This window comes from Mucilaginibacter angelicae, assembly GCF_042434235.1.
GTDB lineage: Bacteria > Bacteroidota > Bacteroidia > Sphingobacteriales > Sphingobacteriaceae > Mucilaginibacter > Mucilaginibacter angelicae.
Window position 1 is genome coordinate 259,342 of record NZ_JBHLTS010000017.1, and the last position, 24,507, is coordinate 283,848.

The window sequence follows — 24,507 nt, forward strand, 5'->3', positions numbered from 1 at the left end:
AATCAGTGCATTGGAGTTCAGAACAGCAGTTTTATGGTATTACCATCCTGTTTATAAGTAAAATGATTGGTAAAGCCAATGGCTTCCAGTACCTCGTTAATGTTCTTTCCGCTAAACTCGCCGGTAAAGGATATGCTGTCGCCCGCCTTATCAACAGGGGCGATAATTATACCATACATGGCCTTTATTTTTGCGGCTATCTCGGGCAGACCGGCATCTTTGAACACCAGCTTACGATTTATCCAGTTTTGAAGATCGCTTGCGTTAAAATCGGTTTGTGTAAATACCTTGTCGCCTTTAAAAAGGGCAGCCTTTTGCCCGGGGATAAGGGTTACATCGGCCACATCCAGATCGGGCCGTGTACACTCCACCTTAACCTTACCTGTTAATAACATTACACTCGCCATCGTGGCATCAGGATAACTTTCAACTTTAAACGAGGTACCCAGGGCTGTGGTGGCCGTTTTTCCGGTAATTACCACAAAAGGCTTATGTTTATTTTTAGTAACCGAAAAGAAGGCTTCGCCTGTTAATAAAAGATGGCGGTTATGAGCGTTATAATCAGTAGCTATTTTTAAGGAGCTTGCACCGTTAAGCAGCACGGTGCTCCCATCGGGTAAACGGATAAACCTGCGTTCTCCGGCTTTTGTACGGCCTATCAGGCTATAGTTATGGTCATTGGCGGCGCTATAAAGGGCTGCCCCTGTGGGGTTGGTATTTAACTGGTACACCGCAAACGCGCCGGCCATGATCAGCACGGCGGCGGCCACCGCTATCCATCTCATTACATAGTTGCGCAGGCCAATGATCCGGCTTTCGGGCAGTTCTGCTTCAACAGTTTCATCCAGGGCGTTTTTAAGGCGTTCGAGTGCGATGGATTTTTCTGCCGCGCCAACCTTAATGCCCAGCAACAGGCATAATTCGCGTGCCTCATCTATTTTGAGGCCGAGGTCCGGCTTTTGCGCTGCAATATTTTCCCACTTTTCAATGGCTTCGGTGCTTTCGGCATAACAGTATGCTATAAAGCTATCGTCGGTTAAAAAATCTGCTGTTTGGTATGAAGAATAGTCCATTTGTAATATAAATTGAAACTTTTATACACAAGTGCAGTAGATTATTCTTTTTTACCAATGTTTTCCCAAATAAATTTTACTTTTTAATTTTAAACTGTATAATTGTATAATTCAATAAGTATGAGGCAGTTTTGAAAATACTTTAAAAAGCCTTATCCCTTGCTCAAACCCTTATAATTTTTAATCTTTAGATGGAGGTATCAAAATCAGTATTGATGGGTCCTAAAAATAAGGACATTTATAAAAACTGGGCTTTGCTTGCAGAAGGGGAAAAGCAGGGGCTTTATGCGTGTTTTAATCTTTTTTATGACGACCTGTACCGGTTTGGCCTTTCGCTGTATAAAAATCCCGAATTAGTTAAAGAAGGAATTCACAACCTGTTCCTGGAACTGTGGCGCATAAAACACAAACTTGCCGATGTACAAAATGTACAGCAATACACACTTACCATTTATAAACGGATCTTATACAAAACTTACCTGCAGCTTTCGGAAGAAACACAAACCGCCAACCTGATAGATATCCCTGCGGATAATATCCCTGTCGAGCCCTCGTATGAATCAATACTGATAGCCAGCCAGCATGACGAACATATGAAAAAGCGGCTGCAAAAGGCACTCAACCAGCTTTCTCCACGCCAGAAGGAAATTATTCGCCTGCGTTATTTCGACGCTGTATCCTTTAAGGATATTTCCGGCCAAACCGGGTTGAGCGAAAGAACTGTTTACAACACTTTACATAATGCCATTAAAGCGCTACGGGATTTAATATGTTTAACGCTGGCATTACGATTTATAAAAACACACTGATCCGGTTTTACCGGAATATGAATTTCAAGACAGTTACCCAAAAGCAGATCATTGTGGGTAAGCATCCTTTTTTGTTTAAGTTAAAAATCAGTCATGGCTTTGAAACTTACCTTGCCCACGTTATCCGGTTTCCCGTTTGGGGCCGGTGTAATGGAACCTTTTAGTTTCCCATTTACTTTTTGTACCGTAATTTTTCGAAATGTGTAGCTCCCTTTTTCATAATCGTAGGTTTCGCCATCATCATCATATAAAAAATAGGCGCCCGGCTTATTACCATAATATCTTATCTCTATATCAACTTTTTGCTTTGCCTTTGGCGCATGCAGCATTACGGGCATCATGGGTATAATTCCACCATCCTTTACATAAACAGGGATTTTATCAAGGCCTGGCGTAACACTGATCACTTCGCCATCGCCAGCATATTTGCCGGTATAAAAGTCATACCATTTACCTTTGGGCAAGATCACTTTTCTGCTGGTTTCACCTGCAAACATTGGGGCCACCAGTAAATATTCGCCTGCCATATACTGGTCTTTTACTTCTTTGGTTATGGCTTCTTCATAGGGGTTTTCCTCCAGGTTCAGCTGTTTTTTCTCGGTTTTGGCTTCGGCGTTTCCAAAGCCATCTTCCAGATACATGGCCCTGAATGGCGGAATGCCTTGAAAATGATATTTGGCAAATTCACCGTACCAGTACGGCATCATTTGCATCCGCAGATTGGCCATGGCTTTAACCTGCTCAGCAACCTCGGGAAACGACCATGGCTTTGTACCGCTTGCCCAGGCATTGATCATGGCCATAGGCGAAAAAACATTTGACTGGAACCTACGTAGCCACTCCTCCCCGGTTTTGGATGAACGTACTTCGGGAGTCCACAGTACCCCGGCAAAACCGCTGTTCACCAATGCGGTAATAAAGTCGCGGTGATCATAATAATCGTTATAGATCACATAAGGAAATGATGATCCCCCTCCATTTGACGCCCGGACGAGGCCAAAAGTACGTTGATTACGGTTGTGGTAAATTTCGGCCGTGTAGCGTTGCATCATTAAACCATAGGTTTGACGCATCTGTTCGGCAGCGTGACCGGATGGAAAAACGGCTACATCAGGCCATAAATAATTGTCACCGCCATCAACCTCATCCATTTTATAACCGCTGATGCCGATATCGATCTTTCCCTTTTCCAACTCGCCGAAGAAGATTTTGCGGGCTTCAGGCATACTGATGTCCGGTACGATGCCGTTCCAAACTGTATGCGAGCCACTGTAAGGTAAAACATCTTTATAAACCGGCGCCTGCGGCGATACATAAGGATTTGTCCATAAATTGAGCCTGATACTCATTTTCATCATTTCCTGCACCAAACCTTTAGGGTCAGGGAACCGGCTTGCATCCCATTCAAAAGTGCAGGGGTATGATTTACTTTGCCAGCCGGGTTCAAGACCAATAAAATCAAGCGGATAGCCTTTTTCTTCAAATGCCTTTGCTTCATCTTTAACACCTTGCGCATCGGTTAAACGCTGCATCCGCTGGGTAAACCCCAGGCCCCAGCGCGGTGGCAAACAACCGCCGCCATTTAACAAATTATAACGCCTTACAGCATCTAAGGCAGTAGGGCCTGCAAATACATAAATCTCTGCGCCGGCAGCCGGCACAAGCATTTCTACACCATCTGAATATGGATGTGAATTCCACGTTTTATCAAGGTTCCTGTCTTTTAAGTCGGGTGGAATCTTACTGTCACGCCTTACCGCTGTACCGGCATATACATTAATATACCTTGCCGAATTGATAAACACACCGTAACCATTTGATGACACGTAAAATGGCGTTGGTGCATGGGTGCGGCCATTATCCTTTCCGGCGTAATTATCAACATGAAGCGTAAGCACTTTACCTCGCTGAAATACACCCTGAAAATTTAAACCAAAGCCAAACAGTTGCTCCTTTTTTTCTAACGGGAACCGCAGATAGGTTTTACCATCCTGCACTCTGCCGATAATTTCCTGCTGAAGCAAAGGGAACCCTGCTTTAGGCATTTGCAGTAAACCAGCCTCATAGGGTTGTACACCCGCTGTTTTCAACAGATCAAACTCTTCGGGTTTGCCGATTATACCTTTCCAGATCCCTGGTTCCACCTCCGTCCAGATGATGGATTGCGCATTTGAGGCAGCTGCGAAACTTAAAAGCAAACAAAACAGTAAATAGCATTTAAAATTCTTCATAGTATTATCTGGGTATAACGGTATAGGTTTTGCCTTTTTGGGTAGCAAAATCAATTAAATAACCTTTATTAAATGATATGTCCGGGAGCTGGGCCTCATCTGCTTTTTGATAGGGAGGTATCGTGGGGACGATGTTTAATACATTACCATTTGTACCAACAGCCGTTTTACTGCTCACCTCCACAATCCTTACAGGGATAGGTGTACGTAACCTGCAATTTCCTCCAATGTTTGATTTGATGATCGCTTTGTTCAGCTTTCCTTTTTTCCAGTCGATAGCCACCTCAAAATTTCCACGGGCTTTAATTCCTTTAATGCTGCCATTGGACCAGGCGTCGGGCAGTGCCGGTAATAATTCTATTTCGCCATCCTGGCTTTGCAGCAGCATTTCGGTCATGCCTGCCGTTCCTCCAAAATTTCCGTCTATTTGAAAAGGTGGGTGGGCGTCAAACAAATTAGGATAAGTACCGCCCCCGCTCATTTGTGCTTTTTTCTGCAATGGGTCCATATAGTTAAATGCGGCAGCCAATATTTTATAAGCATGGTTACCATCATGCATTCGCGCCCACCAGTTTACCTTCCAGGCCATCGACCAGCCCGTGCTTACATCGCCCCGGTAAATCATAGATTGCTTTGCAGCAGCGGCTAATCCGGGTGTGTTAAATAGGGAGATCTGCCTCCCCGGAAACAGGCTGAACAGTTGTGAAATATGCCTGTGGGTATCTGCCGTATCATCCCAGTCTTTGAACCATTCCTGCAACTGGCCATGCTTGCCAATGTGAAAAGGATACAGTTTACTATATGCCTCTTTAACCCGGGTGGCAAAGGCCTTATCAGTATTCAGGACCTGCGCACTGCTAATACAATCCTGGAACAACTCCCTGATGATTGACATATCCATCGTAGAGGCCATACTTACCAGGTATTCTTTACCATTGATCTTTACCGTATTTTCGGGCGACGTTGAAGGGTTTGTTACCAGGTAACCTGTATTTGGATCGGTAACCAGCCAGTACAGCATAAATTGTGCTGCGCCTTTCATAACAGGATAAGCGGTTTTACTTAAAAATTCCTTATCGCCGGTAAAAAGGTAATGATCATATAAATGAAGGCTCATCCAGGCCCCGCCCATCGGCCAGGCCGACCATCTTACCGAACTTTTAGGATCCTGATCGAAATTGCCCACCGTTGATGTTTTAGCCCAGATATCGGTATTATGGTGCTCGACCCAGCCTTCGTTGATATCATAATTCTCTTTAGCGGTGATTTTACCGTTTATGGCAAGCTCTTTCAAAAAATCAAATAAAGGCTGATGACATTCAGAGAGATTCGTGTTCTCGGCCAGCCAGTAATTCATTTCGGTATTGATATTGGTAGTAAAATTACTGCCCCAGGGTGGTATTACCTGGTCGTTCCAGATCCCCTGTAAATTGGCGGGAGCGCTTCCTGGCCTTGAGCTGGCAATGAGCAGATAACGCCCAAATTGATAATATAAGGCTTGCAATTGCTTATCGGGCTTTGCTATATCGAATTTTTTAAGCCGCTCATCCGTAGGCTGTTTTACCATTTCATTATCAGCACCTAAATTAAAACCCACACGGTTAAACAAATGCTGATAATCGGCAATATGCCTTTGTTTAAGTTGCGCATACGTCTTTTGCGCTGCAGCCAGCAGGTTTCCATCGGCCGCAATAGCTGGATCTTTACCCTGTAATCCAGGCGATTTGTTAAACCCGTTAAAGCTGGTAGCTTCGGTCAGGTAAAGGATAACCTGGTTAGCCCCGCTAACCAGCAAAGCATTGTTAACAGCATCTACCCTGCCGCCATAATTCTTTATTTGAAGATTGATGCGAAAATTCATGCCCTCGCCTTTGGGTTCGTCATAAATCACCTGCCTGGGCTCGTAATCGCGGTTGGCCACGTAAGTCGGCGCTTTTCCGGTCAAAATCAATTTGTTGCTACCTTCAGCAGTAACACTAAAGCGTAATTTACTTTGCAGGTTAGCTGTAAAATTTATGGCACCTTTCTTATCGGCAGTAATGCGTACCAGCATTACTTTATCGGGGTAACTTATAAATGTTTCCCGCGAAAAGTTAACTCCGTTAACTTTATATCTTACTGTAGTGACCGCATTATTTAAATCAAGGTCGCGATAATAATTGCTGCAGGTACTATCAGCAAGGTTAAAATTGAGCAATAGATCTCCTAAGGGAAGGTAACGGGCGGTGTAAGGCCCCTGCAAATACTTTTTCCAGATTACTGCCGCCTGGTCAAAATCACCATTAAATACTGCGGCGCGAACCTCGGGTAAATGGACAGGCCCCTGCGGGTTGTTTCCCGGTTCAGGATAGCCCGACCAAAGATTATGATCATTCAGTTGAAAACGCTCATGATTAACACCACCAAACACCATTGCTCCGGTAGTGGCATTACCTAAAGGCAGCGCTTCCTCCCAGGCAACTGCGGGTTTGGTATACCAAAGTTTTAAAGCAGCGTTATTGGCTGACGTTTGCGCAACAGCAAGCTTAGTGCTTACCAAAACCGCCAAAACCAAATATCTTTTAAGCTGATGCATATTAAAGATTTATAAATACGGTTTGTAATCCCGGTGATTGTACACCAACAACACTTTTACCATTTTGGGTTTGGACTTTTATAGTAGCACGCCCGTTATAAGCCTGTACTTTTCTCGATCCGCCGGATGTACCCAGGTCATCCTGCAAAATGCCATCTCCGCTTAGTGAAAAACTGATCCAGTTCACCGCATCCAGGCATTGGACGCCGTTTTTATCTAAAACTTTCACCTGCACTGTGGCAAAGCCATTTTCGTCGGCTATTTTCTCCAATATTAGCTTGGCTGGCTTGTCCCATTTATCGGTTTGATAAACCTGGTTAATTTCGTCGGTTACCGTAGTTTTTCCTTGTTGCCCCACTACCCGGATATTATTGGCTCCTTTTTTAAAGGTTACTACCCAACGCAGTCCGGCCGCCGGAAAATCCTGGCTGTTACGTTTTTTTACACCATAGCTTTTGCCGTTCAGAAACAGTTCGGCCGTTTCACAGTTCGAATAAACTTTAATCATCTTCTGCTCCCCCTCGTTCCCCCATCGTACAGGCCAGGTATGCCCGTAAATATGCACCATGGGTTTTGCAGTCCAATACGACTGGAAAACGTAGTACGATTCCTTTTTGGCCATATCACGTTCCAGAACGCCTTTCTGGTTCATGTAAGGTATTGGATTATCCGGCCGTAAGGGCGTTGAAAAATCTTTAAATATCCAAAAGGCCGATCCTGTTAACCAGGGCATTGTTTCCTGCTCTTTTAAATGCCAGTCGAACAGGTTGCAGATATAGCTTTCACTCCAGTCGCCATCCTTTGAAACCCGTGAATCGCCGCCGGAAAGTGATGCATCGCCTGCGCGCTCATCGGCACCACCACCCGTTTTAATGTTCACAAAAGCTTTATCAGGATCCTCCGAATGCCGCAACGCATGGCTATCCCCACCCCATTCTGCATGAAAAAAATGGTTTACTTTGTTAAACTCGTCAAGGGTGGTTTGTTTGTACTCATTGTAAGTGCCCCGGTACCAGCCAGCCCATATGGAAGGCGAATACACATCAACAATATCCTTACAAAAATCACAGCGGCGAATGGTGGTTTTACGCGAGGGATCAAGCCGGTGGGCACGATCATTCTGTTCGCTCATGAAGGCCCTGATCTTTTCTTTATCAAACTCCGGGAAATCCCCTTCCCAATCGTTCTCATTTCCCAGTCCCCATAAAATTATGGACGGGTGATTATAATGCTGCTCTATCATATTGGTGAGCATTTGCCGGGCCTGGTTTTTATAAACCTCGCCTCCTAAACCGCCACGGCACCAGGGCTCTTCTTCCCAGGCTAAAATCCCCAGGCTATCGCATAAATCAAGTACAATACGCGATTGCTGGTAATGCGCCAGGCGAACAAAATTTACGCCCATATCCTTCATCAACTGCATTTCCTGCCTTATCATACCTTCGGTCATCGCGGCTGCAACACCGGCCTGGTCTTCATGCCGGTGTGTGCCTCTTAACAATAAGCGTTTGCCGTTCAGCATAAAGGGGCCATGATCCACAAATTCAAAATTCCTGAACCCTACTTTTTCCCTTTGTGTAAAAGTGCCTCCATTTGCGCGGGCAGTAACCTCAACAGTGTACAATACAGGATGATCCGGCGACCATAATTGCGGCTTTTTCACCATGAATGAGCCAACAGGTACTTCCCTGGCTGTAGATGATAAATTATATTTTGATTGCTGTATAACTTTACCCTGCGGATCAATGATCCTGATATCACCGCCTGCAGCATTTATATTTTCAGGATCGTAGATCCGGACACCTACATCTAACCTGCCTTGTTTACCATCTTTATCAACCTCTGCTTTGGCAAAAACTTTATCGAGCGATACAGCAGGTGTATATACTAAATTGAGATAACGATAAAGGCCCCCGTAAACTGTAAAGTCTGATAAACGCGAAGGAATACTTTCCAAATCGCGCGAGTTATCACATCTTATTTCGACGGGAACACTCCCTTTAAATTGAGTTTGGCAGATTTCCGTTTTCTTAAAATCATCAACAGCCTTAGTAATATCCACTGTCCATTCATCGTACCCTCCCAGGTGCGAGCCTACCTTCGTATCATACACATATACATCCGTTTTTTGCCCGGCACCTTCAAAATGCAATAATATCCGGCCGTCGTTATACGGATTATTAATATTTAGCTGTGTACGATACCATCCCGGCCCCTGGTAATAGTTCATATCAGGATTAACTGCGTCGCGTGCATTAAAACAATGCGGAAGCGTTACCTGCTGCCAGTGAGGGACATCATGAGGAATGCCTTTATCTTCGGGGCGGATAGCTTCCCAGATGCCGCCCAAATCCCGCTGCAAAAATTCCCAGCCCGTATTTAAACGGATGCTTTGCTGCGCGAATAAAGTACTGCTGATTAAAAAGCAAATAATTATTAAGTATAACCTTAAGTTTTTCAACGGCATATCAATGGGTTATTAGTTTAAAGGCCATTACCTTTTTAGCCCAAAAGGTGGGCACGTATAAAATGTGGTTAACAGCATCATACGCCAGGTCTGCCGTATTTACTTTTTGCGCCTGTGTATCAAGCAGTGTTTCTATTTTACCATCGGCAGTTACATAAAATATATGGCCCGACCAGCAGGTGATCAAAAAATCACCATTGCCTACGGGTTCAAGGCCATCGCCTCCGCAACTAAGTGTGGTTATTTGTGTTAAATTACCCTGACTATCCGATTTCATAAATTTTTGACCGCCCAATATGTAAAGATCAGAACCGATAGCTTTCAGGCCGTTTACCCCACCTACGTTTGTTAAAAATGTGGATACCCTGCCCTTTTCAATGCGATGGATCTTTTTGGTTTTACTATCCGATACATAAACTATCCCTTTGTCATCCACCGTAATATCATTTAAGGCTTTGGCGCTGTCAATGGCGATCTTATTTTTCACCTTCCCGGTATTGATATCGATAACCACTACCTCCGACAAATCAGCAGCATATAGTTCATTACCAAACCGCCCCAGCCCTTTAGGTGCGTTTAAGCCAGTTGTAAAATCCAGGTTAATGATCTTCCCATCAACAGTAATTTTGGCCACTCCGCCTTTGCCATCAACAGCGTTAGGGTTTCCGTCAATTTCGGATACATATAACACGCCTTTTTTCAGGTCGGGCAAAACAGATTCGGGAACCCTTACAACTGTATCTGTTTCCCAAAGCTTTTCCAGCTGATGTGTTTGGCCAAAAACACCATGAACCACAAATACCATTAAAGCAGGCAGGGTGGATTTTAAAAATTTGTTCATTGCAGATTATTTTTTGATTATCGGTATACCATTTACAACACCACTGATTGCGTGTTGCCATCATTTATCCTGTACTTAATTATTTTACTGCCTTCTGTTATAGTAATAAGCAACTTCTCTTTGCTTTGACGGGATATTTTAAGATCAAAAACCCGCCCGAATGAATGTATATTATTCAGGGCCATTTCATTCCATCCATTTGGCAGGCGGGGGGTACAATCAAAATTGCTAAAACCTGTTGGCCTGATACCGAATAAGCCTTCGGTAAAAATCCTGCAGTAAAGCCCGCTCTCGGCCGATAAATGCCGTTGATTGCCTTCGGGATAAGCTTCTACCGGGTAAGGGACATGCTCGCCCAGTAACCGCCTGCGCGAATAATAACGCAGGTAATCCATTGCCTTTTCTGTTTTACCGGCCTGTAATACACCACGAAGCGCATACAGGGTTGAGCGGTCCCAGAAAGTTTCTTTACCGGCCTGCGTTGCTAATCCATCGGCTGTCCACAAACGGGGCGAAAACAGGGCATTGATGGTTCCTTCGCTCCTGTCCAAAATACCCATAGTAAGCGGCAGGCAGATCCAGGCACGCAGTACATCATTAGTTTCATAGTATTTATAGGTTTCAAAACCTTCGATACTTGCACCGAAGTATTTTTCGATATTACTTTTTAGCGCGGCAGCCTGCTTTAAATATTCATCTGTCTGTGCTTTTGGCTGATGTAATTGTTTGCCGAGGTATGCTGCCGAGATCAGCGCATCATAATAAAGGCTGTTGGTTGACAGGTTGGCTTTGCCTGACGGAAAGCGCCCTTCCAGTTCATCATGATCTGAAAGAACAACACCCTGATCATTCAATTTCCTATGACTGTATTCCAGGCACCAGGTAATAAGCGGCCAAAGTTTTTTGGCAGAATCGGGTTTACCATAAGTTAATGCATACCTTGATGCGCCATAGGCGATCATGGCCTGATCACCCCTGTCGCCGGCCCCTTTCCATACAGCATCACCCTCAGCCACTATAGAGCTGGGGATGGGTTTATATTCGGGGTTCATGTACTTTGCGAATAGCCGGTAACAATTCATGGCCGACAGGTTGCCGATACTATCACCCGAAAAAGCAAAAAACGGGCTTATGTATTCGGCCTGGTCATTTGCCCAGATAGCGGCATAATAAGCAAGCCCACCGGGCCCGTGCAGGTAGCCCACCTTGGTTTTGTAAATACTCTCCGTACCTCTGATCTTAGCAAAAGCGAAAGCGGTATTCAATAAGCTATCGGGTGTTTTTAATTGCAGTGGTGATAAAATAGTATTTATACGGTTTTCACGCGCCTTTTCTTCGGCATCTGCATCAATTTTAACATGCTGGGCTGGAAAATCCGTAGCCAGGTAATAAACTGCAAAGGCCGCATTTGCCCCGGGTTGAATTACCCTGCTGCCATCATTAACAGTACCCATGATTACCGAATGAGGGCGAACTTTGCTTTTAGCACTATCCGTCCGTACCTCACGGCGCAGATATTCCATAGTAAGGGTAACCGGTTTATCAGTTATATTGGTAAACACAAACTTTTCAATTACCAGGGGCTTATCTACAGAAGGGAAAATACTCCGGTCTATTTTCACCAGGGCAGGATTACCGGCCGATGCCTCAATCCTCATAATACCTTTATGACTGATGCTTTTAATGTTATAGGAAAGGTCGCCTGATTTTTTCCCGTTGGCCAGATCTGTTTTTAGCTTGCGGTTATTAATAAAAAAACGCGGCAATTCGTTATCCTGAAATGAATAGTCGATATGGCTCCGGGTACCATCAGGCAGCATCCTGAATGTGGGGAAAACAACAGTTCGCGAAACTGAGGCGCTACCGGCACTATCTAATCCGTACTGCACCCATACGGATACTTTTTCGCCCGACATTTCAATATGATCGGTATGTGGGAGCCGGCCGTTGATAGTCCACTTGATACTTCCATCGGGTTGGATAACCCAGCGATCTGTTTGTGCCGGCAAAGCAACCTGCTGGGCATAAACCATACAAGAAAACAAAAAAGCGAGAAAAGCTCCCAGTATTTTATGTGTGTTTATCTTCATATGCTGTATTCCATTGCTCATTAATACTAACCTAAAATGGCTGTGCCTGCTTTCAGCCCGGCAGATAGTTCAACCTTTTTGGGTATCCCGGGGATTTTATTGTTCAGGATCCGGATATCACTGCTTGTATTACCTTCAACACGCACAAATGCCCCCGCAGATCCGGCAACGGTAGTATTACTTATGCGGGCACCGGTAACATTCTCTAACCTTATTACCGCCTGTGCCCCTGTGGTTTCAGGAATTATACCGGAGTTGAATTCGATGTTTTTCCCATCATCACAGATGAAAGCCGGCCGGAGATCATTATGGCCTAAGGTGAATTTTACATTATTGGCCTTTAACCCGTCAACATGCCTTGCCCAAATGCCATAGGCGGGTACCCGGGGGCCAAATGTTTTTACTTCGGGGTACTTATCGATAGCCTCCGGTACAATCTGCCGGGCATTTTCTTCAGTTCCGCCGCCTGCAAGGTTTATTTCGATATTTTCTAAAGTCAGGTTTTTAACAGGGTGTCCCGGAATGCCGGTTATTAAAATGCCTGATGGCGGCATCAGCTGTGCACTATCCGCTGCTTTTGCCTTTACATTTTTAATGGTTACGTTTTCAAGCGTTCCTATTGGCTGTTGCGTGTCCTGGTCTTTCCGAAACACACTTAACCTTGCCCCTAAACGGATCAGGATAGGCGTTTTTACCTCAACCATAGTAATATCATTAATCTGGACGTCTTTGATATTTGCGCCATCGACAGAAAGAAGCTTGATCCCTCCATTAGCCGTATCATAAATGTAACATTGGGAGATCTTGATATTTTCAAATGCCGCCATAGATTCGGTACCAATCTTGATGGCCCCCTGGCCGCTTTTTAGCCGCAAGCCCGAAACAACAATATCCTTACAGGCCATTTTGCTCGATGTTGTTTTAAAACACAAAGCATCATCGCCGCTTACCACATCGCAATCTTTAATAGTAACATCCTGGCAGCCATCTATATCCATCCCATCGTTATGAGCAACTCCTCTACTTACAATTTTCACATTTTGAATGTTTACCTGCCTGCATTGAAAGTAGTGTGAGGTCCAGGCGGCAGAGTAATTTAAAGTAACACCTTTTACAGAAACATTTTGACAACGTACAACCCGCAATAAAAACGGACGCCTGCCCCAGCGCTGTGATTCGGCACGGGTATCGGTTAATATTTGCTGCGCTTTTAATTTTGCCCCCTGGCCATCAATAGTACCTTCTCCTTCAATGCTGATATTTCTTTTATCAACCGCTACAATCAGGGCCCAGCCCACGCTGATGCCCAACCCATCCACAAAAGGATCGAGGTTTTTGTAATCGTTAACATCGGTACTGCCTAATAAAACGGCCCCTTTCTTTAGCTGCAGGGTAATATTGTCATTCAATGCAATTGTCCCGGTTAAAAACACCCCTGAAGGAACCACAACTTTGCCACCGCCGCTCTTATAACAAGCGTCAATGGCTTTTTGAATGGCCGTGGTATTTAATGTTGTACCATTGCCCTTAGCTCCATATGCTGTGATATCCACATCGGCGGCAAACAAACTAAAATTAAATGCCAGCATCATTATGATAATACCCGGCAAAAGCCTTGTTAGCCTGCACATAATTATTTTTTCTTTTCGGCTTTAAGCATTTCGGTTCCGGCCAGTAATAAAGCGCCTAAGCCATGCGTATCATTCAGCTCGGTTGGGCGGGTGTAATAAAATTTGATATCAGTATCCATATTGGTGCCAATACAAACATCTTGCAATTGCCCGTCGGCAGTTACTTTTGAGGCCAGGCCTTTCCATCCTTCGCGGGCAATGGCAATATATTTTTCATTGATCCAGCCCTGGTTTACTGCCCTCGCCACCGCATAGGTGTACATGGCGGTAACTGATGTTTCGAGGTATGAATCGGGTTTATCCAATAACTGGTGCCATAAACCGGTTTGGTCCTGATAACGGGCGTAACCTACTATTTGCCTCAACAGCAATTTGATCAGCTCGGGACGTTTGGGGTGGTTTGCAGGTAAATTGTTTAACAGCTCAACCTGTGCCATGGCTATCCAGCCATTACTGCGGCCCCAATGACCTACGCCGTTGGTTTGGTCATCACTATAATAATTATGAAAGAACAGGCCTGTAGCCGGGTCATAGAGGTATTTATTAAAATTTTCAACCTGTTTAATGGCATCATCAAAATATTTATTATCGCCGGTAAGCTTACCCATACGTGCCAAAAATGGGATGCTCATAAACATATCATCGGCCCAAAGCGTACCAAACCGGGGTTGCGGACGGGCAAGTGTACCATCTGGAAGGCGCATTTGTTTAGTTAAGATATAAGTGGCAGATCTTTCCAGATAAGCCTGGTAATCTTTCCGGTGCGCCAGGGCATCCACATCAAATAAGCCGGCAGACATCGCTCCGCAGGCATCCAGATTGCTGATGTTGAATACAGCTCCGTATTCAACTTTAGGTGTTTTCGCTTTGTGAAGCGTTTCAAAATAGCTGAGGTTATCAAAAATGAATGCAAAATTATGCAGAGAATAGTCCGAATATTTTTTATCGCCAAGCACATCGGCAGTTTGCATCATACCTATGGTTAAAACACCATTTACATATGCCCATTTATTGTATTTACTGTCGGCCTTAATATCTGCCGATGAAGCCAAACCCTTTGTTGAACTATATTTTTCATTTGTTTTGGCATTCACAAACTGGAAGGAGGTTGTGTTAATCACATTATCGGCTACGCGGCGTACAACCTCTTCGGTATTAACGTCCTGCCCAAATGCTGCCGACGAATAAATAACAAGTAACAAGTATAAAAATGATTTCATTGTAGCTGTTTTTAATTTGATTATTATATGTTTTAAATAGCGGCTTTCTTTTTGTTTTTGCCGCGCACAGCCTTTACCTGTACCGCGGTGATCGCGCTGCCCTTATTGCCAAAGCTTTTCCTTACATAGGTTAACACATCTGCAATTTCGCGGTCTTTTAAAAAGTCATGAGCGGGCATCACATTTGAGTATGATTCACCATCAATATCCACGTTTTCTGAAAAGCCATTCAGCACCACTTTAATTAACCGGGCATTATCGCCCGTTACGTACGATGTTTTGATCAATGGCGGGTTCATGTTTGGAACGCCTCCTCCATCGGCCTGGTGGCAGGTTAAACAATGATTTAAGTAGATGGCTTTACCATTCGCAATGGACGCGGTCAGGCCGGTAGCCGGCCTTTTTGCCTTTGCCCTTGTTTTAACCTGTGCCATTAGCTGGAAACAGCCAAAAGCTAAAAAAATGGTCAATAAATATTTAGTCATTCTTTATTACTTTTTAAGATAGATAATGCGGTATATAGTACCCTTTGAATCATCTGTAACATATAATGAACCATCGGCGCCCTGAGCAAGGCCGCAGGGACGATGATCGGCACGCCCGGCGGCTGTTTTCTCTGGTGAGCCCGAAAAGCCATCGGCAAATACTTCCCATTCTCCGTCAGGCTTTCCATTTTTAAATGGCTGAAATACTACAAAATATCCAGCCTGTGGTTCGGGGGCCCTGTTCCATGAACCATGAAAAGCTATAAAAGCCCCGTTTTTATATTTTGCCGGGAATTGGTTACCTGTATAAAACAACAAACCATTCGGGGCCATATGGCCAGGATAGGCAGCCGCCGGATCAAGAAACTTAGCATCGGCCTCTTTTTTTCCATCGCCGCCGTATTCAGGGGCCTGGATCTTTTTATGCTGGATCTGGTCATAGTACATGTATGGCCAACCTGCATTGTCGCCTTTTTTAAGGGCATATAAACACTCCGCAGGTAATTCGGCCGATTGTTTGGTGGTATACAGCTCGGGCCATGAACTGTTGAGGTTATCCCGGCCATGCTGCATTACAAAAAGCTGGTTATCCTGCTGGTTCCAGTCCATGCCCACCATATTCCTTAAGCCGGTTGCATACCGTACACCATCGCCATAGGATTGGTTTAGCTTATTTATTTTAAACTGCCATACCCCACCCATCGAATCCAGTATCGGGCATCCCGGGATTCCCGGCGAATGCAGCCCGCGGTCTTTTTCCTGGCACGAGTTGAACCAGGCGCCAATGTTTACATAAATATTGCCATTGTTATCCAGGGCGAATGATTTGGTTTCATGCTGGCGGCCTGCCTTTAACCCGGTGATGATTTTTTCGGGCTGATCGGGGTCGATCACTTCGTTTTTATCATTCACCTTATACCTGAACACCTCGGTATTTGATGAGGCATACAGGTACCCATTCTTTAAATAAACCTCCGTACCGCCATAAGTACCAAAGCCCGATTTAAGTTCAGCCTTACCCTCGGGGCCTTCATGCAGTACCAAAATGCCTTTCCCTTCTTTATTGGGTTTGGCCAGCTTTACATAAATATCGCCCTGCGGCGTAACTACTAAATGCCGGGCCCTTGCACCGGTTTCGGCTACTTTCAGGGCGCCGAAACCAACAGGTAATTTCAAACCCGCGTTATCAGCATCGGGTACCACTTCTGATCCCGGTTTCAGAGCATAAAGTGCTATGCTTACCGGTACGAGGGTAAGTATGATCACCCATTTAAATAGTATATTTTTCATGCTGTTTATTTAATTACAATTCCTTTTTATTTGCATCGGCCAGTTTAGTGTTTGCTACCGGCTGGCTGTTATAAATATTAAAATCCTTTACTTCATTTAAAACAAACGTTGCGGCCCCTGCTGCTTTTTGCGCTTTAACATGCTGAAAATCGGCGCCGGTTACATGGTCAAGGATAAATGCCGGGCGAAAATCATCCGCGATATAACTAACTTCTACATCATTCATTTTAAGATCTTTAACATTGCGGATAAAGAAACCATAAGATGGCATTGTGCCAAAACGGTATGGCTCGGGATATTCTTTTTCTAAACCCGGCACTTCACGTGCTGCCTGTTCTTTAGTACCGCCGCCTTTATAATAGATCCTGATGTTGCTTAACCGCAAATCTTCAATATCATGGCCGGGGATACCACTGATAATTGCCCCGTGCTTATAATCGGCATTATAACATACCACGTTGCTGATGATAACCCTTCTGAGTGCCCCTACAGGAGTACCCTCCGGTGCGCGCATCCGCGCTCCCAGCCTTACAAAAATTGGTGCATTTACAATATCGCGCATCGTAATGTTGGTAATGGTAACATCTTCCAAAAGCGCCCCATCAACAGTTTCAAGCGCTAACCCACGGCAATAATCAAACACACAATTTGAGATGGTAACGTTCTTAAATCCACCGTTTGATTCGGTACCCATTTTTATGCGGCCTGTAGGGTTACCATCTGAGTATTTTTTTTCGTCGCGTTTAAACGTGCCATCCAAAAATGAGCCTTCGTCGTAACCGCTTACCTGGCAATTAGTGATGGTAACATTTTCGGTAGCCCGGGCAAAACCCAGCCCAAAAGTGCTTTTCAAACAGATCCCATCATCATAAGGCGAATTAATGCTGCAATTGGAGATCCGCACATTACGGCAGCAGTCAATATCCATCCCATCACGGTTGGTATCCATTTTTACATTATCTATCGTAAAGTTATCTATTCCGGTGGCCAGGATGCCGAACCAGCCGCCATGTAATATGGAGATATCTTTGATGATTACATTTCGGCATAAATAAAGGCTGATGGTTTTGTTAGGTCGCTTATCGTCCTCTCCTTTATTACTCCGTACCAGGTCTTTACCCCAAAGTGTACCGGGACCTAAAATGGAAATATCATGCAGGTTTTCGCCCCAGATCAAACTATTGTGCCAGTGCCTGTGCCCAAAATCCTGGTATTTATTGTCAATCTTTTCTTCTGGCTCGTCATAACCTGAATCATCTGCAATGGGGGCGGCTATTATGATAGCCCCCTGATCAATATATAAGGAAATATTGCTTTTAAGATGGATGGACCCACATAAATAATTTCCTGCCGGGAAGTAAACAGTACCTCCCCCGGCCGCAGCTGCTACTTCTATTGCCTTGTTAATGCTTTTGGTATCAATAGCCTTGCCATCGCCTTTTGCGCCGTAAAATTTTACATTATAAGGAGAGCTTTCAGGTGCCGGAGAAACACCTGCATGAGCTGCAAAACCAAAGGAAAACAAAATTAAGGCAAAAAGGATTCCCAATACCGGATTATGCTTTTTCATACGGTTATAATTATTGTGTTATGTTTTTAATAAAACGATGTAAATGAACCCTGGTTTACCAACCAGGGTTTTGCGGGTACGGGGTGCCGGTAATTGTGGCATCAATTTGTGTTTGCGGAATTGGGCGCAGTACATGAAATGGCTTGATATTGTTTTTGCCATCAGTATTATGCAGCTTTACCCTTTCTAACAATTTACCCGTTCTTACCAGGTCCATCCAGCGCACAAGCTCGCCGCATAATTCTCTCGACCGCTCATCCAAAATAAAATCCAGTGAAAGTTCATCAACAGTAATATCCATTGCAGCAGCATTGCCCGATGGGTAAGCTGCCCTTTCACGTACGGCGTTTATATATTGCAAGGCATCGCCTGCGCGGCCATCCATATATAATGCTTCGGCCGCTATTAAATAGGTTTCGGCTAACCTGTATATGATGATAGGCCTGCTGGACGGTGAATTTTGATCGGGGCGTTTAGTATCAAAATATTTGATCATAGCCGGCGACAAGGCAATACTATACTTAGCCGGCGGAATAACCTGGTAACGATACTTTGCAATTTGAGCTGAAGTCATAGCATAACCGGGCATCCATATAGCTGTATCGCCTACTGTAAATTTAGGTGCGCCGGGCTGTGCCCCTGCCGGGGCACCGGCTGGTAAAGGGTTTGACCAGGTAGGTACGGATGATGCGTTATTACATAGCCACGCGGTTTGAAAGGTTTTATTATACCGCTGATCGTTTACCCTTTCACTAAAAACAGTATCGGTAAGCCAGTGGGTAGGCACCACACGTATATACGGACGCCCATAAAGCGTACTGCGCTGCATGCCCGGCTGCACCTCATATTTGGGCACAAATAAATGGCACAGAATGTTATCCGGGCCGCTGTTATTTTGTGTTGGCGAGCCGTTGTAGGCCAGTGTTGAAGTGTGTTGCACAGTCCATAATATTTCACTGTTGGCTTCATTTCCCTCGGCAAATACCTTTCCAAAATCCTGCTGCAGCGCCATGCCCGCAGCCGGGGCAACGTTGGTAATTAAATCAATTGCATTGGCATAGGCATTTTTATAATCATCAGCTTGTTTGGCCGATGAACCTGCCCTTGTTAAATAAACCTTTGCCAGCACATGCATAGCCGCTGCTTTTGTTGCTTTACCCGGAAGCACACCATTTGTTAACGGCCCCGCGGGCAAAGCTGCTATGGCATCCTTGAGGTCCTGAATTATGAAGGCATATACATCGGCCATCGGCGCACGTGTGGCAGACGTTGTTGGAGTAGCCTGAAAGCTTTTATTTAAAGTAACATCGCCCCAAAACTGCACCAATATAAAGTAATAGTTTGCCCGCAGAAACTTTGCCTCGGCAATATTGGTCGCTTTTGTAGCGGCATCGAGCCCCGCCGGGGCATTGTCAATAAGGCCGTTGCAGGTATTGATGTAGGTGTAACAAGTTTTCCAGATCCCGGCAACTGTACCATCGGCCGTGTTGAAGTTACTGTTGTATTTTACCAATCCATTATTACCGTCATTGCCGGCAATAAACTCATCGGTACCGGGCACGGTCATTTCAAAATAGGTATCAGGCCCCCAAATGTTCCGGAACCCGGCATAAGCCGCTGTGAGGCCGGCCTGGAAGCCCTGGTTTGTTGCAAAGAAAGCAGGTGTAAGCGTTGATTTCGGGTCTTCGACCAATGTTTTTTTACATGCCGTAGTTATTAGACCTAAAAACAAACAGGCGTATAAATATATAGATATCCTTTTCATCTTATTTAAATTTAAAGTGCCATGTTAATACCGAATGTAAGTGACTTGGTAGGCGGAGTATCGATATTTAAACCTCCTGCCGTTTCAGGGTCAAGACCGTGAAAGGTATTGCGGTAAGGCGAAAAGAGGATGAACGGGTTTTGCACCGTTGCATATACTCTTAATGACCTTGCTTTAATCCGTTTTGTTATTTGATCGGGCATGTAATAACCTAAGGTCATACTTCGGATCTTAAGAAAAGTACCATCAAAATAACTCAGCAATGACGAGTAAGGCGTGTTGGTTGATGCAGAATTGGGTTTAGGGTAATAATTTTGATGATTGGTTGGTGTCCAGTAATCCTCATTTAAATTATTATAATTGCCCTGGAAGGTGTTGATAAAACCACCGCTCTGAAATAACTTGGAGGTTATTAGGCCGCCAACCCGGTAAACACCTACTACAGTAAAATCAAATCCTTTATAAGCAATACGATTGGTAAACCCGCCCGTGTATTTTGGCTGATCAGATCCGAGTATAACCCTGTCGCTTGCGCTGATCTTTCCATCTTTGTTTACATCCTCTACCCTAATGGTACCTATAACAGAGCCGGTACCTGTAGTTGTAAGGCCAAGGCTTTTAGCCTGTGCAGTATCAGCGGCTGTATTTTGCCAGATGCCGATCTTTTTATAATCAAATATGGCATTTATAGGCTGGCCAACAAAAAGGCCGTTAGTGATATCCTGGGTAACCCCGCTTGATAATTTGGTTACTTTGCCGCGATTAAAGGTGATATTAACGTTTGTTGTCCAGCTAAAGCTATTGCGGCCGTTACCCGGTATATTAATGCTGCTTAAACTTATTTCGATACCTTTATTTTGGGTTTGGCCAACATTAGTTAAGATGCTGCTGGGGATGCCCGACGTTGGCGGCAATGCCAAAGGAAGCAGTAATGAACGCGTGTATTGATGATAGGCATCAACCGCGCCCGTGATACGCCCTTCAAACAAACCAAAATCAACACCGGCATTCAGCGTAGACGTATATTCCCAGGTTAGGTTAGGGTTTGGAACACTTGTTGGATAAGCCCCCGTAAGGTTGGTTGAGCCAAAATTATAGTTAACTGATGTTAAGGCGCCTAATGTTTGATACGGATTAATTGCCGTGTTACCCACAGTACCATAACTTACCCGCAATTTAAGATTTGATAACACGCGTGAATCTTTTAGCATGGGCTCCTGCGTAACATTCCATGCCACCGCTGCCGAAGGGAACACATGGTACTTATTACCCGGCGCCAGGCGAGATGACCCGTCTGAACGCATGGTTAAGGTGAGCAGGTATTTATTGGCATAGCCATAATTTACCCTCGCCATGTACGATATGATATCCCATTTTGAATAGCTGCCTGACCCGCTTAGATTAGATCCATACTGCGGATTAAAATATTGAACACCATCTGACAGGATATTATTATAGCTAAAGGAGTTGCTTTGAGATTGACTTTCCTGCAAACTGTAAAGACCTGTAAAATTTATATGGTGCTTTTGAGCGATAGTTCTGTCGTAAGTTAAAATGTTTTCAAGCGTGTAGTTATAACTGTAAGTACTTTGGTTATTTGCTGTTGATGCGCCACCCAGGTTATTGGTAGTTGCACTGGCGTAATAATTTCCATAAATATCCGGCCGGATCTCGGCACCGCCATTAAACCTGTATTTTAAGCCCGATGCCAGGTTAACTTCGGCATAAGCAGTTGTAAAAGTGCCAAACCGTTTACGGGTTTCAACAACAGCGCCGGGAACAAAATTGGCAAGCGGGTTCCATACCTGGTTAGCGCTGCCTGCGGTGAAACCTACCAGTTTGCCGGTAACATCATCATAAGGGGTTGAAAGCGGACTTGCCCTTAGCGCCTGCCCAAGTGGATTTGCATTTTCGCCGTTGGTATAACTTAAGGTATTTAAGCTGCTCAACCCAATTTTAACATTTTTGCCTAATTGCTGGTCAACGCTTAGCTTTATAGAATACCGTACAAATGACTGGCCGAAATAAATCCCTGTTTCATTATAGTACCCGCCTGATATGGCATATTGAGTTAAATCGTTCCCGCCTGATACACCCACCTGGTGATCGGTCACAAAGCCGGTTTTATAAATAAGGTCCTGCCAATCGGTACTGCGGCCGCTTTTAATTGATGCTACTTCCTGCGGAGCAAATGAGCCGTCTGTTAAAAAAGCAGGATCATCTATACCTGTATATTTACCGGGATTACCGTTAATGAGCCCCCACTTTTTAAGGTCTTCAAATTGCGGACCATTCATAATATAATAATGCCCTAATGGTTTGTTAAAACCAGCGTAGCCGCTGTAGGTTACTGTTGTCCCCCCCTTTTTACCACGACGGGTTGAAATCAGCAAAACACCATTAGCCCCTCTTGAACCATAAATGGCTGTTGAAGATGCATCCTTTAATACCTCTAACGAAACGATATCATCAGGATTTATATCATTGAGGCTTCCGTTAAACGGCAGCCCGTCAACTACGATCAACGGCGAGTTAGATGCATTGATAGACCGGGTACCCCTTATCAAAATAGAGGGTGTTGCGCCTGGGTGACTGTTACCGGCGCTTTTTTGAATATCAACACCGGCTGCCTGGCCCTGTAGCGCCTGGCCAATATTTGCAGCCGGAATATCGCGAAGTGCCTGTTCATTAACTGAAACTATTGAGCCCGTTATATCTGATTTTTTCTGAACGCCATAACCAACCACAATAACATCGCTTAACGATTTCAGATCGCTTACCATTGTTACGTTAATAACCGTTTGGTTGTTAACAGCGATTTTTTGTGTTTTATACCCGATGGAGGAAAACACCAGTGTGGCATCCGGGGCTGTTTTAAGCGAATAGAAGCCTTTAGCATTAGTAACAATACCTTTATTACTACCTTCAATCACCACAGAAACACCAGGTAAGGGGCCGCTTAAATCCGACACCGTGCCCGTAACTACAATTTCGGCCGGGGGGGTATTGATTTCCTGTTCAATGGGTTTATCGGTGAGCAGGCTTGTTTTTAAGGTTGCCGTTTTTTCATAAATGACAATACCGTCATTGATTTCTTTAAAGGCAAGCGGGGTTTTGGATAATAGATAATTAAGGATATTGCTTAGTTTTTCCTCTTTAAATTTATTGGGGTTAATGGAATAACCCTTTAAATCTTCGGGGTTATATGAAAATTTGATACCTGTTTGTTTTTCAAGTTTATTGATAGAGCTTTCAAGGCTCTCCTTACCAAATGAAATTTTGACAAGGGTGGCTGAGATTTGGCTTTCTGCCGTTTTAGCGAGCAATAACTGGCAAAACACCAGCGTGCAAACTATGACAGTTAATGATACTTTCATGAAAAAAGTAAAAGATTTAGTCAATTTTTTTATCATCTTTACGTGGTTTTTATTTAAAAACTGTGTAAATCATTGGTTTAGCTTGGAACCTGCCAATAACTTACATTAACTACGGTGTCAATGTCTGTTAAGCTTTGCCCACAGACATTGGCATTTTTTTATTTCTTGTCTGTTTTCTCCAATAAAACCTCCTTTCCATTTATAGTATAGTTTACACGATGTATCGTTTTAATAATTTCAAGCACTTGCTGTAAATTATCGTTGTTTGAAAAATGAATAGTTGTTGGTAACGCATTCAACTTATCATGATCATAAATAATGTGAATGTTATAGATATTTTCGAGCCTGATCATTAGCTCGGCAAAAGAAATATCATATAAATTGACCTCATTTGTTGTCCAGGCGGCAACCTTGCGCGAATCAACTTTGCGGATAATGTGTTGATTACTTGCCCGATCATATGAAATTTCACTATCATGTGCAAGCACTCCAAAACTGTTGTTGTTTTTTCCAACCTCTACACGTCCCCTTGTTACGGTTACCCTTATATCACTAAGCTTTTTAAAATACTTTATATTGAAAGCTGTACCCAGCACACGGGCATGCAAACTGCCGTAGTGAACTACAAAAGGAGTATTTTCGTCATGTTTTATATCAAAAAAAGCCTCACCATTAATTAAGCGGACCTCGCGGGTTGCAAAAAACTTATTGGGATAGGTTATCGTTGAACCCGAATTTAGCCATACTGTAGAACCATCGGGCAGTGTAATAATATTGATGTGCCCCCTTGAGGCAACAACAGTAACATAATTGATTTTATTTTTAAAAGAGAGTTTGAGCCCAAATAGTATGGAGCAGCATAATAGCATCAACGAAGCTGCGACAGCATATTTGCCAGGAGTTGTTTTTATAAAATACCATTTGCCATAAATTTCTTTATGGATGTTATTTAACATCTGCTTTTCTATAGCTTTCATGGCTTGCTCATCTTGCAGATGCGCTTCACCAGCTACAGGTTTATGACCAGGCTTCAGCCGTTTTATCATTATATAAAAATATATTTTGGTTTTAAAATGTCCTGCT

General features: G+C 44.0%; 15 protein-coding genes. 1 reads left to right on the top strand and 14 read right to left on the bottom strand.

What is annotated here, in order from left to right; all coding sequences use genetic code 11:
* Positions 1-17 precede the first annotated feature (17 nt).
* Complete coding sequence (locus tag ACFFGT_RS06045; protein ID WP_377021609.1) at positions 18-1,073, bottom strand: FecR family protein; 1,056 nt, start codon at positions 1,071-1,073, stop codon at positions 18-20.
* 191 nt (positions 1,074-1,264) lie between these two features.
* On the opposite strand from ACFFGT_RS06045, the gene ACFFGT_RS06050 reads away from it, so the two are divergent.
* On the top strand, positions 1,265-1,882 hold the full coding sequence (locus tag ACFFGT_RS06050; RefSeq protein WP_377021610.1) for an RNA polymerase sigma factor: 618 nt from the start codon (positions 1,265-1,267) through the stop codon (positions 1,880-1,882).
* Positions 1,883-1,962: 80 nt separating this feature from the next.
* Here the strand turns inward: ACFFGT_RS06050 and ACFFGT_RS06055 are convergent, their stop codons facing one another.
* The 13 genes from ACFFGT_RS06055 to ACFFGT_RS06115 form a co-directional block, all read right to left on the bottom strand.
* The gene (locus ACFFGT_RS06055) at positions 1,963-4,113 is read right to left on the bottom strand and encodes a glycoside hydrolase family 31 protein (RefSeq protein ID WP_377021611.1); all 2,151 of its coding nucleotides are present in this window, start codon (positions 4,111-4,113) and stop codon (positions 1,963-1,965) included.
* 4 nt (positions 4,114-4,117) lie between these two features.
* A complete protein-coding gene (locus ACFFGT_RS06060) occupies positions 4,118-6,688 on the bottom strand; it encodes a glycoside hydrolase family 95 protein (protein ID WP_377021612.1) in 2,571 nt (856 codons plus the stop codon).
* A gap of 1 nt (position 6,689) precedes the next feature.
* The gene (locus ACFFGT_RS06065; protein WP_377021613.1) at positions 6,690-9,155 is read right to left on the bottom strand and encodes a glycoside hydrolase family 2 TIM barrel-domain containing protein; all 2,466 of its coding nucleotides are present in this window, start codon (positions 9,153-9,155) and stop codon (positions 6,690-6,692) included.
* 1 nt (position 9,156) lies between these two features.
* The gene (locus ACFFGT_RS06070; protein ID WP_377021614.1) at positions 9,157-9,996 is read right to left on the bottom strand and encodes an SMP-30/gluconolactonase/LRE family protein; all 840 of its coding nucleotides are present in this window, start codon (positions 9,994-9,996) and stop codon (positions 9,157-9,159) included.
* Positions 9,997-10,028: 32 nt separating this feature from the next.
* A complete protein-coding gene (locus tag ACFFGT_RS06075; RefSeq protein ID WP_377021615.1) occupies positions 10,029-12,086 on the bottom strand; it encodes a glucosidase family protein in 2,058 nt (685 codons plus the stop codon).
* Positions 12,087-12,112: 26 nt separating this feature from the next.
* The gene (locus tag ACFFGT_RS06080) at positions 12,113-13,717 is read right to left on the bottom strand and encodes a glycoside hydrolase family 28 protein (protein ID WP_377021616.1); all 1,605 of its coding nucleotides are present in this window, start codon (positions 13,715-13,717) and stop codon (positions 12,113-12,115) included.
* Between the two features lie 2 nt (positions 13,718-13,719).
* Positions 13,720-14,937 (bottom strand): glycoside hydrolase family 88/105 protein, encoded by a 1,218-nt coding sequence (locus tag ACFFGT_RS06085; RefSeq protein ID WP_377021617.1) that lies wholly within the window; start codon positions 14,935-14,937, stop codon positions 13,720-13,722.
* Between the two features lie 32 nt (positions 14,938-14,969).
* Positions 14,970-15,422 (bottom strand): c-type cytochrome, encoded by a 453-nt coding sequence (locus ACFFGT_RS06090; RefSeq protein ID WP_377021618.1) that lies wholly within the window; start codon positions 15,420-15,422, stop codon positions 14,970-14,972.
* A 6-nt stretch (positions 15,423-15,428) separates the two neighbouring features.
* Positions 15,429-16,712, bottom strand: coding sequence for a PQQ-dependent sugar dehydrogenase (locus tag ACFFGT_RS06095; RefSeq protein ID WP_377021619.1), 1,284 nt, complete (start codon positions 16,710-16,712; stop codon positions 15,429-15,431).
* A 13-nt stretch (positions 16,713-16,725) separates the two neighbouring features.
* Positions 16,726-18,282 carry a rhamnogalacturonidase gene (locus tag ACFFGT_RS06100; RefSeq protein ID WP_377021620.1) on the bottom strand — a complete coding sequence of 519 codons (1,557 nt, stop codon included), beginning with the start codon at positions 18,280-18,282 and terminating at the stop codon, positions 16,726-16,728.
* A gap of 55 nt (positions 18,283-18,337) precedes the next feature.
* Positions 18,338-20,047 (bottom strand): RagB/SusD family nutrient uptake outer membrane protein, encoded by a 1,710-nt coding sequence (locus ACFFGT_RS06105; protein ID WP_377021621.1) that lies wholly within the window; start codon positions 20,045-20,047, stop codon positions 18,338-18,340.
* A gap of 11 nt (positions 20,048-20,058) precedes the next feature.
* Positions 20,059-23,424, bottom strand: coding sequence for a SusC/RagA family TonB-linked outer membrane protein (locus ACFFGT_RS06110; RefSeq protein WP_377021622.1), 3,366 nt, complete (start codon positions 23,422-23,424; stop codon positions 20,059-20,061).
* 158 nt (positions 23,425-23,582) lie between these two features.
* Positions 23,583-24,470: a FecR family protein gene (locus ACFFGT_RS06115; protein ID WP_377021623.1), complete on the bottom strand. Its 888-nt coding sequence runs from the start codon at positions 24,468-24,470 to the stop codon at positions 23,583-23,585.
* Positions 24,471-24,507: the final 37 nt, after the last annotated feature.

Coding starts and splice junctions, on each gene's coding strand:
- ACFFGT_RS06045 (WP_377021609.1), bottom strand. CDS start 1,073: ATGGACTATTCTTCATACCAAACAGCAGATTTTTTAACCGACGATAGC.
- ACFFGT_RS06050 (WP_377021610.1), top strand. CDS start 1,265: ATGGAGGTATCAAAATCAGTATTGATGGGTCCTAAAAATAAGGACATT.
- ACFFGT_RS06055 (WP_377021611.1), bottom strand. CDS start 4,113: ATGAAGAATTTTAAATGCTATTTACTGTTTTGTTTGCTTTTAAGTTTC.
- ACFFGT_RS06060 (WP_377021612.1), bottom strand. CDS start 6,688: ATGCATCAGCTTAAAAGATATTTGGTTTTGGCGGTTTTGGTAAGCACT.
- ACFFGT_RS06065 (WP_377021613.1), bottom strand. CDS start 9,155: ATGCCGTTGAAAAACTTAAGGTTATACTTAATAATTATTTGCTTTTTA.
- ACFFGT_RS06070 (WP_377021614.1), bottom strand. CDS start 9,996: ATGAACAAATTTTTAAAATCCACCCTGCCTGCTTTAATGGTATTTGTG.
- ACFFGT_RS06075 (WP_377021615.1), bottom strand. CDS start 12,086: ATGAAGATAAACACACATAAAATACTGGGAGCTTTTCTCGCTTTTTTG.
- ACFFGT_RS06080 (WP_377021616.1), bottom strand. CDS start 13,717: ATGTGCAGGCTAACAAGGCTTTTGCCGGGTATTATCATAATGATGCTG.
- ACFFGT_RS06085 (WP_377021617.1), bottom strand. CDS start 14,937: ATGAAATCATTTTTATACTTGTTACTTGTTATTTATTCGTCGGCAGCA.
- ACFFGT_RS06090 (WP_377021618.1), bottom strand. CDS start 15,422: ATGACTAAATATTTATTGACCATTTTTTTAGCTTTTGGCTGTTTCCAG.
- ACFFGT_RS06095 (WP_377021619.1), bottom strand. CDS start 16,712: ATGAAAAATATACTATTTAAATGGGTGATCATACTTACCCTCGTACCG.
- ACFFGT_RS06100 (WP_377021620.1), bottom strand. CDS start 18,282: ATGAAAAAGCATAATCCGGTATTGGGAATCCTTTTTGCCTTAATTTTG.
- ACFFGT_RS06105 (WP_377021621.1), bottom strand. CDS start 20,047: ATGAAAAGGATATCTATATATTTATACGCCTGTTTGTTTTTAGGTCTA.
- ACFFGT_RS06110 (WP_377021622.1), bottom strand. CDS start 23,424: ATGAAAGTATCATTAACTGTCATAGTTTGCACGCTGGTGTTTTGCCAG.
- ACFFGT_RS06115 (WP_377021623.1), bottom strand. CDS start 24,470: ATGATAAAACGGCTGAAGCCTGGTCATAAACCTGTAGCTGGTGAAGCG.